This is a genomic window from Bartonella silvatica (genome assembly GCF_040545155.1).
Classification (GTDB): Bacteria; Pseudomonadota; Alphaproteobacteria; order Rhizobiales; family Rhizobiaceae; genus Bartonella; species Bartonella silvatica.
This window is the reverse complement of sequence record NZ_JBEPLI010000018.1, coordinates 1-16,628: the sequence shown is the minus strand read 5'-3', so window position 1 is coordinate 16,628 and position 16,628 is coordinate 1. Positions and strand designations below refer to the sequence as shown.

Below are 16,628 nucleotides of genomic sequence, written 5' to 3'. Positions count from 1 at the left end.
TGAAAGGGCGTTATAAAGGAGCTTTTTATTCCAACATTCGGGTAAAATTATGAATATCGTTATCGTTGAATCTCCGGCAAAGGCAAAAACAATTAATAAATATCTTGGCTCTCAATATAAAGTTGTCGCATCATTTGGACATGTTCGTGATTTACCTGCAAAAGATGGCTCTGTTTTGCCTGATCAAGATTTTTCTATGAAATGGGAGGCAGATTCTGCTGCAACAAAACGTTTGAATGAAATAGCAAAAGCAGTCAAAGAAGCTGATAGCCTTATTTTAGCAACAGACCCTGATAGAGAAGGAGAAGCTATTTCATGGCACATTCTGGATGTTCTTCGTCAAAAAAAAGTTTTAAAGGATAAACCTGTTAAACGGGTTGTATTTAATGCCATCACCAAAAAATCTGTACTTGATGCTATGAAAAATCCGCGTGACATTGACACATCACTTGTGGATGCCTACCTGGCACGCCGCGCTCTTGATTATCTCGTTGGCTTTACGCTTTCGCCTGTTTTATGGCGTAAACTTCCCGGTGCTCGTTCGGCAGGTCGCGTTCAATCCGTTGCTTTACGTATTATTTGTGATCGTGAATCAGAAATAGAACATTTTATTAAAGAAGATTATTGGTCTATTACAACAGACTTAAAAACGATCCGAAATGATTGTTTTCAAGCAAGATTAACAATGTTTAATCAAAAAAAGATTGGAAAGCTTGACATTCAATCTCAAGAACAAGCCGATCAAATCCGCTTTATGTTAGAAGAAGCAAAATATCATACGCTCAGTGTTGAAGCAAAACCCACGAAGAGAAACCCTTCTCCTCCGTTTACGACATCTACTTTACAGCAAGCAGCTTCTTCAAAGTTAGGTTTTTCAGCCTCTCGCACCATGCAAGTTGCTCAAAAACTTTATGAAGGAATTGAAATTAATGGTGAAACGGCAGGGCTTATTACCTATATGCGTACCGACGGTGTCCAAATCGCTCCAGAAGCTATTGAGACGGCACGAAAAGTTATTCATGAATCCTTTGGTCATAACTATGTTCCTGAAAAGCCACGCTTTTATTCAACAAAAGCCAAGAATGCACAAGAAGCACACGAAGCTATCCGCCCAACCGACTTTCAACGGACGCCTAATCAAGTACAACCTTTCCTAGACAATGATCAAGCAAAACTCTATGAACTTATATGGAAACGTGCAATCGCAAGCCAAATGCGTTCTGCTGAAATTGAACGTACAACTGTTGAAATTGGAGCTAAACAAGGAAAAAATCACGCAAATCTGCGTGCGACTGGTTCTGTTATTCGTTTTGATGGTTTTATATCTGTCTATATGGATCCAAGAGAAGAAGAAAACAGTGAAGAAAGTGAAACAACACGTTTGCCACAAATAAACACTGGTGAATCACTTACAAAAGAAAAAGTTCAAGCGCTACAACATACGACAGAACCACCTCCTCGCTATTCTGAAGCTTCTTTAATTAAAAAACTTGAAGAGTTAGGAATTGGTCGCCCTTCAACCTACGCGTCTACATTGTCTACACTATGTGATCGCGGATATATTATTATTGATAAACGAAAACTCCTTCCTGATGCCAAGGGACGTATCGTTACAGCTTTTCTCGAAAATTTTTTTAATCGCTATGTAGAATATGGTTTCACAGCAGATCTTGAACAAAAATTAGATCTTATATCGGATGGAAAACTGTCTTGGAAAGATGTAATGCGCGATTTTTGGGATGAGTTTAATGCGTCTATTACCAACATCAAAGAACTGCGCATCGCCAATGTTCTTGATGTTTTAAACGTAACTCTAGCACCTCTTGCTTTTCCCGCACATGAAGATGGAAGTGATGTCCGCTCCTGTCCCCTTTGTAAAGACGGAAAATTATCACTAAAATTAGGGCGTTATGGTGCATTTGTTGGCTGCTCCAATTATCCTGACTGCAAATACACACGCCAACTTGGAACAGACTCAGTTGAAGAACATGAAATCATGCGCCATGATGAACCTATTATTCTTGGGAGCGATCCTAAAACAGGAAAAGATATTTCCCTTCGTAATGGTCGTTTTGGCCCTTATATTCAACTTGGGGATGGTAAAGAAACTAAGCGTGCAGGCATTCCCAAGGAATGGCAAGAAAAAAATATAACTCTTGAAAAAGCCTTAGCTTTGCTTTCTCTCCCCCGTGAAGTTGGCGCGCATCCTGAAACAGGAAAAATAATCACAGCAACTATCGGACGCTATGGTCCCTACCTTACACATGATGGTAAGTCTGCTCCTCTTCTTCATGCAGATGAAGCTTTTGACATTGGCATAAACCGCGCTGTTACAGTGCTCGCCGAAAAACAAGAAAATAAAACAACACGAAACAGAGTAACATCAGCAGCACTGGCAACATTAGGAGAGCACCCAGATGGAGGAACCGTCACCGTCCGGAATGGTCGCTATGGCCCCTACGTTAATTGGGGTAAAATTAATGCAACATTGCCAAAAGATAAAGAACCGATTAGTGTAACACTTTCAGAAGCATTAGAACTTATATCAGCGAAAGCAGCGAGTAAAAAAACAACCCGTAAAGCTTCTTCCAAAAGAAAAGAGACATAAGCTTTGTCTAAAAGTGAAAAAAAAACTCAACATTTCCAATCACTCAATAAGGAAAACGTACCTCAAAAGGCGGAAATTCTTTCCTTTATTAATGAGAATCCTGAGAACTCAAGTAAACGTGAAATCGCCAAGGCTTTTAACTTAAAAGGCGATTCTCGTATTTGGTTAAGAGATGTATTACGAGAGCTGAAAAATGAACATCTCATATCAAAACAGCGTAAAAAGGTAGTAAAAAAAGAAAAATTACCACCAGTTGCTCTGGTAAAAATTATAGGACGAGATGAAGATGGCAGCTTAATCGCACAGCCTCTTAAGTGGGAAAGCTCTTCAAAACCAAATATTGAAATACGCTATGACCACCGCATAAAAGGAATAAACGTCGGTGTTGGAGATCATATTCTTATAAAGGTTTTTCGAAATAAAGCGCCTTACAGCTCTCCTTATACAGGGCGAATTATTCGTAAAATTGATGTATCCCCTAAAAGCACATTTGGTATTATTCGAAAATTAGAAACAAACCAATGGCGGCTAGAACCGATAGATCATAAAACCGACGAGCTTATTATTGATAACTCTAACATATCCTCAAAACTGAAAATAGAATCTGGCGATCTTGTTGAAGTAGAGGTTAAAAAAAATGTCGGTTATGAACTAAAAAATGCACAAATAAAAAACGTTTTAGGACATATTGAGAGTGAAAAAACACTGTCAATGATTGCTCTTCTTTCAAAAGGGATTCCCTATATTTTTCCCGAAGATGTTCTTGAGCAAGTTAAACATATAAAACCCGCCAGTATAGATAATCGCGAAGATTGGCGTCAATTACCGCTTATCACCATTGATCCACCCGATGCAAAAGACCATGATGATGCCGTTTATGCAACAAAGGACGAAGATCTTGAAAATCCTGGAGGTTGGATTATTGTTGTCGCAATTGCAGATGTTTCTTATTATATCAAAACGAAAAGTGCATTGGATAAAGAAGCACTAAAACGAGGGAACTCAGTTTATTTCCCTGATCGCGTTGTGCCAATGTTACCAGAACGTATTTCCAATAATTTGTGCTCCCTGCATGAAGGAAAAGAAAGACCAGCTTTAGCCGTTCGTATGGTTTTTGATGTAAATGGTAACAAACGAAAACATAGTTTTCATCGTATTATGCTACGTGTGGTTGCCAAACTCTCTTATCAAGAAGTACAATTAGCAATTGAGGGAAATATAAATAAAAAAATAGCTCCTTTTTTCAAGAGTGTTTTACTTCCCTTGTGGGAAGCTTATGAAGCCCTCAAAATTGCCCGAAATCATCGACAACCACTGGCATTAGAAATCGCAGAAAAAAAGATTATTCTTGATCAAAATGGATGCATCAAAGACGTTGTAAATGAACCTCATTTAGAAGCACATCGTTTGATTGAAGAATTTATGATACAAGCAAACATTTCAGCTTCTGAAACATTAAAAGAATATCATCAGCCCCTCATCTATCGTATCCATGATAAACCCTCTCTGGAAAAACAAGAAGTACTGCGAAGTTTTCTCCAAAGTTTGGGAATCTCCCTCTCTCGAGGTGCAGAGCTTACATCTGCACGCCTGAATGGTATTTTAGCAAAAGTCATGAATACGCCACAACAAGAACTGGTTAATCAGGTTGTTTTACGCGCGCAATCTCAAGCTGAATATAGCCCCCAAAATATTGGCCATTTTGGTTTAAACCTCCATAACTATACACATTTCACATCACCAATCCGCCGTTATGCTGATCTTATTGTTCATCGTGCACTCATTAAAGCCCTAAAACTAGGAAATGATCAATTAACAGAAAGGCAAGAACAAAACCTTGCAGAAATTGCTACACAAATTTCCCTCTCAGAACGCCGTGCAATGATGGCTGAAAGGGAAACCATTGATCGACTTATTGCCCACCATTTAACCAACAAAATTGGTCGTATCTTTTCAGGTCGTGTTTCTGGTGTTACAAAAGCAGGTCTTTTTATCTCTCTTGATAAACTCAATGTAGATGGTTTTGTACATATTTCTACTCTTAAAAATGATTATTATCATTTTGATGAAGCACAACATACTCTTGTAGGAAAGCGTAATCATAAAGGCTATCAATTAAGTGATAAAGTAGAAGTCAAGCTTATAACAGTACAACCTTTTGCTGGCTCTTTATCCCTTGAGCTATTAACAGAGCCGCGTTCAATAGCATTTTTGCCCAAAACTTACCATAAAGGCAGATTTATAAAGAAAAAACAAAAGCATACTTTTTATGGAAGAAAAAAATTCTAAAAAATCATTTTACATTAAATAAAGTAAAAAAATCTACAAAATGTGGGAATAGTTTTCTTCCAAATCAATTTAACATCAATGAAACAAATAAAACGCTCATTAAACATTCTTCATAAGAGAAAAATTTTTATTCTTAAAAAAGCCATTTTCCTGTAACCATAATAGTTCTTATAGTCTGTATACTTACAACTTATTGAACCTTTTAACCATATAATACTCTTACAGAAATTAAAAAATGAACAATTGATCAAAAACAATTCATACTGCCAATAAGATTAGACTTCATACGTTTTTGAAAATAAAATTATAATTTTTTTACTATATGAAAAACCATTACCGCTACCACTACAATAGTATGGGCTATAAAAACACTTTCTGCTTTAATTCTTGTGAAAAATGACCATTTTAAATAACTCCATTAGATATAATGCAATAGTTAGTTGCGCCCCTACAATAATTGCAGCCGTCTCCTTACTCGGATTTCATCACACTTAAGTATTTACAAAATCATATTCAATGATGCGTAGAGAGCATTTAAACTTTCTAGAATTCTGCTTTTTAAAATCAATATGAATTTATTTTAGAATGTAATATTAAACCATGACAATTATCATTATTCTATCAGAGTTTTAGATCAGTAATTTTGTATCACTTAAAAAATATTATGCAGACCTCTCTAATTAAAATGAGAATTGGCAATAGATCTTATAATCTGAAAAAATAGGAGCATTGGAAATCTTTAATTTGACTACACACCATTCCCTTATTGTACTTTCTTATACAGTAACTCTCGCAATTTAGAAATTAAATTCAAGAGTTTTAAAACAGCCTATACACGTCATTTATTCCCAATTTTTTCCAATATCATTTTGAACGCTAAAATACATGCTTACAATATTCCCTCTAAGAGACCTCTAGCCCCTCTCCCCTATCTATCGCCTCTCATAAAAATATAGCTGAACACTTTATCACAAATGATACTGGTTAACTATTTTCCTCTCAACCCCTATCAGCATTATAAGCAATTGTGCAAAGGAAAACCCTATTCCTTTATAAATTGCGCTACCTAAAATCTCATTAAAATTTTTATGATACATGAATCATCAAAGCCCCATACTTTTAATGTTATATTCCCTTTTTCTTGAAAGCGTATTGGCAGCTCTTTTAAATAATAAAACTCACCTATCTTTCTATATGTCTTTAAATTTTTTGTTTTTTAGCAAAAATAGCTTATTTTTTGTCTTATTATATCATTTGCATGTTTGGACAACATATGAAGAAATTAATCAGCTCTTGACTTTTTTTAGAACATACTTAATGTTGCTCAAAAATCTAATTCCAGTGAAAATACGTTTTTATAGAAAATTAATACCATTTTTAATATAAATAGGATCCTTAAATTATGGCTAAGGCAGCAACCATTAAGATCAAGCTTTTATCAACCGCGGATACCGGTTTTTTCTATGTTACAAAGAAAAATAGCCGGACAACAACAGATAAAATGAGCAAACGTAAATATGATCCAGTTGTAAAAAAACATGTTGAGTTTAAAGAAACAAAAATTAAATAATAGGAGTGACTGTTTGGCCAATAGGTTTTACACTCACAGATAGATTTTTTTTGTTTTTCAAGGTTATTTTCTGGGGAGGTTTTTCTTGAAGATGGTGGTGTATTTATAATTCATGTGTTTCTTATAGATATTGGCTGGTCTTTTGTCGTTTATTATCTATATTATGGTGGTAAGTCTTAGTCATAAGGTGGTCTTAATTTATTTTTATACCTAAGCAGAATAGCGCATTGTATAAATAAGATTTTTTATTAGAGCGAGATGATTTTTTATCAAAGAGCAGCGTTTTTAGAACTTATAAGAAAATTTCATCCGATTATAAACATGCTAGAATTGCAGCTTTTTTAATTCTATGAAAAAAAATTTCTTTTATTTTGACCGAAAGATGATCGGTGTGAGTACTTTGGCTGCTTTTACCATTTTTATCGTTATAGCAGTTTATTTTAAATATACTCAGGAAAAAAGTTCCTCTTTTGCAACATCTATCAAGGGGTATGCGACTATTATTGATGGTGATTCCATCGTCATTTCCTCTACTAAGATTCGCCTTATAGGAATTGATGCTCCTGAACTTCAGCAGTTTTGCGGTAAAAAGAAAACACGTTACCCATGTGGACTTGAAGCAAAAAAATATCTAGAACAGCTTGTAGACAATCAGCTTGTTACATGTCACTGGAATAAAAAAGACAAATATCACCGCATTCTTGCAACATGTAAAACACAAAAAATAAGCAATATCAATGCAACACTTGTACGTGATGGTTGGGCTGTAAGTTACTATAGTTATCCTAAAGAAGAGGAAGAGGCTAGAAAGAAAAAAAAAGGAATATGGCAATCAAATTTTCAAAAACCGAGAAAGTGGCGAAAAGCACATCCTCGAACAGAATAAAAATATTTTTTCACTCTCTATTTTCCGATGAAGAAAACACACAGTAACCAAATTATAGAACTTGAAAAGAAAATTGCCTCCTGTCGTTTGTGTATCCAACAACCACTTTATCTTCCTGCCCTTCCTCATGAACCCAAACCTGTCGTTTATTTATCTGAAACGGCTTTGATCGCGATCGCAGGTCAAGCACCAGGGTTACGTGTTCATGAAACTTCTATTCCTTTTAATGATCGCTCTGGAGACAGATTACGTAACTGGCTCAATATCACGAAAGAGGAGTTTTATAATCGCTCTCTCTTTTCTATTGTTCCTATGGGGTTTTGCTTTCCAGGTTATGATAAAAATAAATCCGATTTGCCACCAAGACGTGAATGCTGTAACATATGGCATGAGAGGGTATTTCAAGCAATGCCACAAATAAAGCTTGTCCTTGCTATTGGAAGTTATGCGCAAAAATGGCACATTATAGGGTTAAAGCATAAAACTGTTTCAGAAACCGTTAAGGATTGGAAACATATCCTTTCTATACATCAACCCCGAGGTTATAATGTTATGCCTCTCCCTCATCCTTCATGGAGAAATAGTTTCTGGTTGCAAAAGAATCCATGGTTTAATGATGAGCTTATTGTGTATTTGCGTAACTTAATCCGCGAGTTTTTATAAACCAAATATATTGAGAGAAATATGGATCACCTTGACCAAAAAATTTTACATCTTTTACAAGAAAATGCGACACTCTCTGTCGCGGATATTGCAAAAAAAGTTGGACTTTCAACGACTCCATGCTGGCGTAGAATTCAAAAACTTGAAGATGATGGAGTTATTCAACGACGCGTTGCTGTCCTTTCTCCTCGAAAAGTAAATGCACATTTAACCGTTTTTGTTTCTATTCGCACCAATATACACAGCCACGAATGGTTTAAACGTTTTTCAGAAATTGTGCAAGAATTCTGTGAAGTCATTGAATTTTATCGAATGAGTGGAGATATTGATTATTTATTACGCGTTGTTGTTCCAAATATTGAGGCTTATGATCTTTTTTATAAGAAGTTAATTACTAAAATTGATATCTATGACGTCTCATCTTCTTTTGCAATCGAACAAATAAAATATACAACAGAACTGCCACTCAATTATATAAAATTACAAGAAAAAACAGTAGAATAAGGCTCTTAACTGATTCTTTAACCCAGATATTTCCCCTTCAAGTGGTCAAATTTTCTTGTTCTAAAATTGCCATTTTTGCATGCGTCAAAACAGCAGCTTTAACAATACCAGCTGCTATAGCCGCACCTGTTCCTTCACCAAGACACATCTTTAAGTCTAAAAGCGGTTCTTTACCAATTTTTGTTAAAAGTTTACGGTGCGCAGGTTCAGAGGAAATATGTCCTACAAGAGTATGATCAAGAGCTTGAGGATGCATTTTATAAAGTACTGCTGCTGCTGCTGTTGCAACAAAGCCATCTAAAATCACTGGAACTTTTTCCATTCTTGCTGCTAAAATAGCGCCAACCATAGCCGCAATTTCACGTCCTCCTAAGCGACGCATAATTTCAAAAGGATCATTAAGATAATCCTTATGTAAAGAAACAGCTGTTTTAACTGCTGCAATTTTACGTTGATAAAACTCTCCCTGAGAGCCCATACCACCTCCCGTCCATTCTTCAACAACCCCACCAAACAAAGCAAAACATAAAGCCGACGCTATTGTTGTATTTCCAATTCCCATTTCACCTATACACAAGAGATCTGTTCCACCAGCAATAGATTCCATTCCAAAAGCCATTGTCGCAGCAGCACTGCACTCATCCATTGCAGCATCTTTGGTGATATTTACTGTGGGATATTCCAAAGCTAAATCAAAAATCTTCAATCCAAGATCATAAGTTACACAAATTTGATTAATAGCAGCACCACCAGAAGAAAAATTCTTAACCATCTGTTGTGTCATAGATTGCGGAAATGGGGTGACCTTTTCCTCTATAACACCGTGATTCCCAGAAAAAATAGCAACTAAAGGCCGTTTTATGAAAGGTTTTTCTTCCCCTCTCCACCCTGCATACCAAACCGCAATATCTCCGAGTTTTCCTAAAGCTCCTTGCGCTTGCGTTAATTTTGCTTGTCTCTTTTTTGCCAAGGTTATAGAAAAAGCATCGGCAGTCGGTAAATTTGTGAGTAAAGCACGAAAATCATCAAATGGACGAACGGTCATGAAGATACCTTCTGAAAGCTACAATATTTAATAAGAATCTTCTCATATATACAGGATAATGAATAGTTTGTTATTCTTTTACAGCAAAAAAGAACCTTAAAGATATTAAGTATTATGAGAAAAATTATTTTTGCATTCTATTTCCCAAAAAAATAACTATTTTACTGACTTATAGATTAGAACTACAATAATTTTCTATTCTACATTTTTATATTATATTTTCCCATTTCTAGGTAGCATACTGTTTGACACAAGAATTAAACATTCTTGCTAAAAGAGACGAAATCACTTTCCACAAAGCTGTATTTTTCAAAATTTTCGTAAAAGAGTCATATTTTAGAAACTTCAAGCCACAACATAAAGTGAATCTATAAATTATGACGAAATGAGAGCAGAGAAAGCTTCTTTCAAAACATGTATATTGGCATCATTTTTTGTTGCATCATTTGATAACATCTGACGCCATCGACGCGCCCCATCCCGCCCATGGAACAGACCAATCATATGACGTGTCACGTGAGAAAGGCGTCCTCCTGATGCGATATGTTGAGCAGCATAATCACACATAGCTTCAATCAGATCACTATCACTCAGATCATTTTGCTGCTCACCATATATTTCAAAGTCAATATATTTTAATAAAGCTGGCTCATGATAGACTTGTCGACCAACCATGGTAGCATCACATAAAGCCAAATGCTTTTTGATCTCAACCATAGATTTAATTCCACCATTTATCCCAATGAATTTATTTGGATATTTACGTTTTAATTTGTAAACTCTTTCATAATTTAGTGGAGGGATATTGCGATTTTCTTTTGGACTTAATCCCTGTAACCATGCTTTGCGTGCATGTACCCAGAGTGCATCACACCCAGCATTCCAAACTTGATGAGCGAAAAGATCTAAAGCCAATTCTTCATCTTGCTCATCAACGCCAATACGACACTTAACAGTCACTGGTATAGTGACGACTTTTTTTATTGCTTCCACAGCACTTGCAACAATATCAGGATCTAACATTAAACAAGCCCCAAATACACCTGCTTGAACACGATTTGATGGGCAACCAACATTGAGATTTATTTCATCATAACCATAAGTTTCAGCAATTTGTGCAGCTTCTGCCAGTTTCTTTGGATCAGCTCCCCCTAATTGCAACACAATCGGATGTTCCTCATGACTAAAGGCCAGTATTTTTTCTCGAACACCATGGATTACAGCATCAGCCACAATCATTTCAGTATAAAGAAGTGCCTTTTTTGTTAAAAGGCGATAAAAAAATCTGCAATGTCGATCTGTCCAATCCAACATTGGTGCCACTGCAAATTTTACTGATTGTGGAGAACCATAAAGTATCATAAGATGATTACTCTTCCTTTTCCATTAAAGGCCTTCCATTTAAATATAAAGCTTTCTCTTTTTGCAACGACATAAAAAGTTTCATTTATGACCACTTAAAAGTGCCACCTTCTAATTGCTTTTTTCTCAATTGTTCTTAAACTTCTTTAAGGTCAATATAAAAATAACATACTGCTTTTAACAGAAGAAGTTCCAGATATTATAACCATATCTTCGACACAATAACCTATGGAATCATAGAGTAATCTACTCTACTATCCCTTCCCCCCACACATATATGCATCTAACAACTATAGCAGTACTGTCCAACATAGAATTAAGGATATTTTGAATCTAATCAAAAACAAATAAAAATATTCACAGCTCACCTCATTACACTTCAACAAACGCTTTTAGTTTTTTAGTGAATAGATGTTAAGAGATTTTAGAAAAACGGATTTTTATAAACCTTGTTTGCTTTCCGTTTGGTTTTTCATATAATAAGAAAGAGCATCAACCTCTTTCTTATTAAACAAAAGTCCAAGTTTTGAACGACGCCATAAAACATCTTCACATGTTTTAGCCCATTCTCTTTCTATTAACCATTTGACTTCTATCTCATAGAGTCCATGTCCAAAATTTTTTCCCTTATCTACTTTACCATCTGCAAATATTACCAGTGCTTCTGAACCATAAGAGCGTGCAAGCCTGCGACATGTGAAAGCATCTAACTCTGGAATTAAAAGGGCAATCTTATTCTCAATTGTATCTAGCCTATTATATGGAAAATCACCCCCGGGCAATATTGAGTTTTTTGTCCACGGAGCGCCTTTTGTCCCAAGTGCTTTTTCAACAAATTTCATCGCATCTTCTGCCAACTTGCGATAAGTTGTGATCTTACCACCATAAAGATTAAGAATCCGTGGCACATTTTCGGTTCCTATTTCTTGCAAAACATAATCACGGGTAGTTTCTTGTGCTTTTGAAGTTCCATCATCATAAAGTGCACGAACTCCAGAATAAGTCCAGACAATATCTTCACGCAAAACAGATTTTATGAAATATTCACTCGCTGCTGTACAAATATAATCAACCTCTTCATCTGTAATATGAACATCAGAAGGATCTCCCTGATAATCACAATCTGTTGTACCAAGCAATGTAAAATCTTCTTGGTAGGGAATAGAAAATATAATACGCCCATCACCATTTTGAAAAATATAAGCACGATCATGAGTATAAAGCTTGGGAACTAGAATATGAGATCCTCTAACAAGTCGTACAGGAGGGGTATCTTTATAGCTTAATATGTTTGCCAAAATATGATTAATCCAAGGACCTGTCATATTCGCAACATAAGAAGCCGTAACACAATATTCTATGCCGCTTAATTTATTCCGAAGAGTAATAAGCCATTTTTTCTTCTCTTTCTTTAAAAAAAGAACTTCTGTTCGCACTTTTATATCAGCACCCAAATTTTCTGCATCACGAGCATTTGCAATAACCAAACGCGCATCATCCACTCGTGCATCAGAATATTCAAAACCTTTCTGATACTCTTTCTTAAGTACAGAACAAAATTTTTTTGAGAAATTAACTGTTTGACTGCGCCACAGTTTTTGATTCCAACTTCCTAAATGATCATAAATAAAAAGTCCAAAACGCAACAGCCAAGCAGGACGCAAATTTTTATGATAAGGAAGAAGAAAACGCAAAGGACGTACAATATGTGGAGCCATACGCCAAATGACTTCACGCTCTTTTAATGCTTCACGGACCAATCTAAATTCATAGTACTCAAGATAACGAAGACCACCATGAATAAGCTTTGTAGACGCACTTGAGGTCCCCGATGCAAGATCGTTCGCCTCAGCCAATCCTACTTTAAACCCACGTCCAGCGGCATCCCTTGCCAATCCACATCCATTTATCCCTCCACCAATGATAAATAGATCATAATGTATTGTGATTTTCATAAATTTACTTTTCACCATTTAATTTTGTTTCACTGTACTCTCAATAAAGCAACTATAAAAGGTCAACGCACAATCTCTTGTATTGAATTAACAATATGCTTCTTCCATAATAAATATGCATCAAGGCAATTTTTGTTATCATCATAAATGAAAACGATATTTGATTAAAAAAAACAGCCATTTAAAAACATAATGCCCTTAAGGATGCATCATACAAATTCTTCATAGAGAAAAAGTTTGATGTTTTCTCTATAACCTATTAAATATACACTGTGGTTGAATGCTCTATTGTATATAGCAATAGTTTTCATATCATTTCTTAGTATCACAATAAAATATAAAGCCATATAAATGATCCATCTATCTCAACGCTCAAGAACAAGAATGCTCGTTACAAAACTTTCTGCAAAAATTATGCTGAGCATTTTCATTTTTTTATCTTCTTTATTAAATGCAGCATCAAATGATTTGAGCTTAGAGAAAATAAAGACACAACTTTTGGAAGACCCTACCTTTTTATCTAAACTTAAAGAAAAAGTTATACCTCATGTCAATGTCGACGAGCACGATATTCAAAAAATTGTAAGAGATTATTTACTCACTCATCCAGAAATTATGATCGAAATGCAGATTATCCTGCAAGAAAAATTAGAAAAATCAAGCGAGCAGAAAAAGAAAAATCAAGCTTTAGTTATTAATTTGTTCAAAAAAGAGATTTTTCACTCTCCTCATGATGCTGTTTTTGGAAATCCAAACGGAAAGAGAGTGCTTGTTGATTTTTTCGATTATAATTGTGGATATTGTAAGATGTCCTATTCCTATATAGAGAGTTTAATAAAAAAGTATCCAGATCTACGCGTTATTATTAAAGATTTACCAATTTTAGGACCTGACTCTATAGCAGCCCATACTGTTGCCTATGCTTTTCGAAAACAATTTCCTGAGAAATATCATCAGTTTCATAAAGCACTTTTAACCGGTAAGAGTCGTGCAAATGAAGCTAAAGCCATAAAAATAGCCGTTTCATTAGGAGCAGATGAAAAAAAACTACGCGCTGCAATAAAAGACTCTGGCCTCCAGACTTCCTTTAAAGAAAATATTCAAATTGCCTCCCAACTTAATATTACGGGCACTCCCTCCTATATTATCGGTGATAAAGTATTTATAGGAGCCGTAAGCCAAGATATACTGGAAGAAACGATAGAAAATATACAGTGAATAACTTCTCTTTCCTTCATCAAATTTATGAGAAATATCATAAATGAAATGATTTTATGCTTTCTCTTTTGGGATAACAGTCTTATAAATAAGGCTCCACACAGCAAATATTGGTTTAAAATTGCAAAGCATAATTCTAAAAAGTAAACAGCTAAAAAAATCTTAGAAAAGATCATTCGTAGTCTAGAGATATTTAATCATAATGATTAAATAGTGCCACCCTTCAGTGATCAAGGAGTTAGAAATAAAATGGCAACAAAAAAAATGGACGTGACAAACCATCCCCCCATTAATACGAAAATTATTCGTGACCTTGCTGAAATTTTAAATGATACAAATTTAACAAATATTGAAGTTGAACAGGGTGAACTTCGTATTTGTGTCTCACGCCAAAATACATCAATCACTCCTGAACAAACGGTTTACGCCCCCGTTTCGCCCCCTACTGTTGCAGTATCTTCTCCTTCTGCCCCAACAACGGAAGCTCCCTCACAAGAGGATAAATCGAAAAATGCGGTAACATCTCCCATGGTTGGAACAGCCTATCTTGCACCTTCGCCAGGTGCCCAACCTTTCGTAGATGTAGGGAAAAAGGTCTCTGAAGGAGAAACGTTGCTTATCATTGAAGCAATGAAAACAATGAATCAAATTCCATCACCACGATCAGGCACAGTAACCACTATTCTTGTTAAAGATGGCCAACCCGTTGAGTTTGGTGAGCCACTTGTTATTGTTGAATAAAACGGGAGCAACTATGATTCGAAAAATCCTCATTGCTAATCGGGGAGAAATTGCTCTTCGTGTTTTGCGTGCTTGCAAAGAACTTGGTATTAAAACCGTAGCCGTTCACTCCACTGCTGATAGTGATGCAATGCATGTTCGTCTTGCTGATGAAAGTGTTTGCATTGGTCCTCCTCCGGTACGTTCTTCTTATTTAAATATTCAGCAGATGATCGCTGCCTGTGAGATTACAGGGGCTGATGCCGTTCATCCGGGCTATGGTTTTCTTTCTGAGAATGCAAAATTTGCAGATGTCCTAGAAGCTCATAATATTACATTTATCGGCCCAACAGCTGCGCATATTCGAATCATGGGTGATAAAATTGAAGCAAAGAAAACTGCTAAAAAACTTGGAATTCCTGTCGTTCCAGGTTCAGATGGCGCCGTCACTGAAGAAGCGGATGCTTTGCGTATTGCTCACGAAATTGGTTATCCCGTTATTATTAAAGCTTCTGCTGGTGGTGGTGGACGCGGTATGAAAGTCGTTCATTCTGAACAAGAGTTTGCTGTTGCTCTTCAAACAACCCGTTCAGAAGCAGCAGCGGCTTTTGGTGATGATTCAGTTTATATTGAAAAATATCTAGAAAAACCCCGTCATATTGAAATTCAAGTTGTCGGTGATGGAAAAGGGAACGCTATTCATTTAGGAGAACGTGATTGCTCACTTCAAAGGCGTCATCAAAAAGTATGGGAAGAAGCTACATCACCAGCACTTAATGAAATGGAACGAAACAAAATTGGTAATATTGTTGCAAATGCATGTGCACAGTTAAAATATCGTGGTGCAGGTACTATTGAGTTTCTTTACGAAAATGGTGAATTCTACTTTATTGAAATGAATACGCGTTTACAAGTTGAGCATCCTGTAACTGAAGAAATTACAGGAATCGATTTGGTCCATGAACAAATTCATATTGCATCAGACTATGGACTTTCCGTTACACAAAATGATGTTTGTTTCTCCGGTCATGCCATCGAATGTCGTATTAATGCTGAAGATCCTCTTAATTTTACACCTTCACCAGGCGTTATTACACATTTTCACACACCAGGAGGTTTAGGCATTCGTGTTGATTCAAGTGCTTATTCAGGTTATCGTATTCCTCCTTATTATGATAGCATGATTGGGAAACTCATTGTTCATGGGCGCACTCGTTTAGAATGTATGATGCGCTTACGGCGCGCTTTAGATGAGTTTGTGGTTGATGGAATAAAAACTACGTTGCCTCTCTTTCGCGATCTCATTGATAACCAAGATATTGCAGATGGTAATTATAATATTCATTGGCTAGAAAAATACCTCTCTAGTCAATCAACATCTTCAACTTCCTAAGTTAACAATGAAACAGTGAATTTTTATCAGTGCTTTTATTAAACAATCATATAGGAAATGGTGTTTACACACTGCAAACGATGGTAAAAATAAAGGAGATAATTATTTTATAATATAAGTTTTTTAAAATATGCACTAAAATTGGTAATTTTCTATTTTCCTTTTTATAAGTTTATGCTAATCCTCTCACAGTTATGCCCTTATAGCTCAGTTGGTAGAGCACCTGATTTGTAATCAGGGGGTCGGGAGTTCGAGTCTCTCTGGGGGCACCATGCTTTTTTTTATCAAAAATAATTTATTGATTTTATATATCTTTTTTAAAGTGAGGGATGCGTAAATAAAAGTGAGGGAATAGGATTTTGCAACACATCTCTATAGGATGCCTCTTTTTTTACCAACTTTCTCAAGAAGGTCT

Annotated in this window: 12 protein-coding genes and 1 tRNA gene; 10 read left to right on the top strand and 3 right to left on the bottom strand. The window is 35.8% G+C overall.

Features of this window, described 5'->3' with window-relative positions:
- Nucleotides 1-49: 49 nt before the first annotated feature.
- The 6 genes from topA (at nucleotide 50) to ABID23_RS06505 (ending at nucleotide 8,520) form a co-directional block, all read left to right on the top strand.
- A complete protein-coding gene (gene topA / locus ABID23_RS06530) occupies nucleotides 50-2,608 on the top strand; it encodes a type I DNA topoisomerase (RefSeq protein WP_354190493.1) in 2,559 nt (852 codons plus the stop codon).
- Nucleotides 2,609-2,611: 3 nt separating this feature from the next.
- The gene (gene rnr, locus ABID23_RS06525) at nucleotides 2,612-4,897 is read left to right on the top strand and encodes a ribonuclease R (RefSeq protein ID WP_354190491.1); all 2,286 of its coding nucleotides are present in this window, start codon (nucleotides 2,612-2,614) and stop codon (nucleotides 4,895-4,897) included.
- A 1,402-nt stretch (nucleotides 4,898-6,299) separates the two neighbouring features.
- Nucleotides 6,300-6,467 (top strand): 50S ribosomal protein L33, encoded by a 168-nt coding sequence (gene rpmG / locus ABID23_RS06520; RefSeq protein ID WP_354190489.1) that lies wholly within the window; start codon nucleotides 6,300-6,302, stop codon nucleotides 6,465-6,467.
- A 349-nt stretch (nucleotides 6,468-6,816) separates the two neighbouring features.
- Entirely contained in the window at nucleotides 6,817-7,353 is a 537-nt protein-coding gene (locus ABID23_RS06515; RefSeq protein ID WP_354190487.1) for a thermonuclease family protein, read from the top strand.
- 27 nt (nucleotides 7,354-7,380) lie between these two features.
- Entirely contained in the window at nucleotides 7,381-8,016 is a 636-nt protein-coding gene (locus ABID23_RS06510) for a uracil-DNA glycosylase family protein (protein ID WP_354190485.1), read from the top strand.
- 21 nt (nucleotides 8,017-8,037) lie between these two features.
- Nucleotides 8,038-8,520: an Lrp/AsnC family transcriptional regulator gene (locus ABID23_RS06505; RefSeq protein ID WP_354190483.1), complete on the top strand. Its 483-nt coding sequence runs from the start codon at nucleotides 8,038-8,040 to the stop codon at nucleotides 8,518-8,520.
- Nucleotides 8,521-8,557: 37 nt separating this feature from the next.
- Here the strand turns inward: ABID23_RS06505 and cobT are convergent, their stop codons facing one another.
- The 3 genes from cobT to glpD form a co-directional block, all read right to left on the bottom strand.
- Nucleotides 8,558-9,565, bottom strand: coding sequence for a nicotinate-nucleotide--dimethylbenzimidazole phosphoribosyltransferase (gene cobT, locus ABID23_RS06500; protein ID WP_354190481.1), 1,008 nt, complete (start codon nucleotides 9,563-9,565; stop codon nucleotides 8,558-8,560).
- A 375-nt stretch (nucleotides 9,566-9,940) separates the two neighbouring features.
- On the bottom strand, nucleotides 9,941-10,927 hold the full coding sequence (gene dusA, locus ABID23_RS06495; protein WP_354190479.1) for a tRNA dihydrouridine(20/20a) synthase DusA: 987 nt from the start codon (nucleotides 10,925-10,927) through the stop codon (nucleotides 9,941-9,943).
- Nucleotides 10,928-11,367: 440 nt separating this feature from the next.
- Nucleotides 11,368-12,900, bottom strand: coding sequence for a glycerol-3-phosphate dehydrogenase (gene glpD, locus ABID23_RS06490; RefSeq protein WP_354190477.1), 1,533 nt, complete (start codon nucleotides 12,898-12,900; stop codon nucleotides 11,368-11,370).
- A gap of 333 nt (nucleotides 12,901-13,233) precedes the next feature.
- Between glpD and ABID23_RS06485 the strand changes: the two genes are divergently transcribed.
- The 4 genes from ABID23_RS06485 (at nucleotide 13,234) to ABID23_RS06470 (ending at nucleotide 16,485) form a co-directional block, all read left to right on the top strand.
- Entirely contained in the window at nucleotides 13,234-14,100 is an 867-nt protein-coding gene (locus ABID23_RS06485) for a DsbA family protein (protein WP_354190475.1), read from the top strand.
- Between the two features lie 249 nt (nucleotides 14,101-14,349).
- Nucleotides 14,350-14,841: an acetyl-CoA carboxylase biotin carboxyl carrier protein gene (accB, locus tag ABID23_RS06480; protein WP_354190473.1), complete on the top strand. Its 492-nt coding sequence runs from the start codon at nucleotides 14,350-14,352 to the stop codon at nucleotides 14,839-14,841.
- 13 nt (nucleotides 14,842-14,854) lie between these two features.
- A complete protein-coding gene (gene accC / locus ABID23_RS06475; protein WP_354190471.1) occupies nucleotides 14,855-16,213 on the top strand; it encodes an acetyl-CoA carboxylase biotin carboxylase subunit in 1,359 nt (452 codons plus the stop codon).
- Between the two features lie 196 nt (nucleotides 16,214-16,409).
- Nucleotides 16,410-16,485 (top strand) — tRNA-Thr (locus ABID23_RS06470).
- Nucleotides 16,486-16,628: the final 143 nt, after the last annotated feature.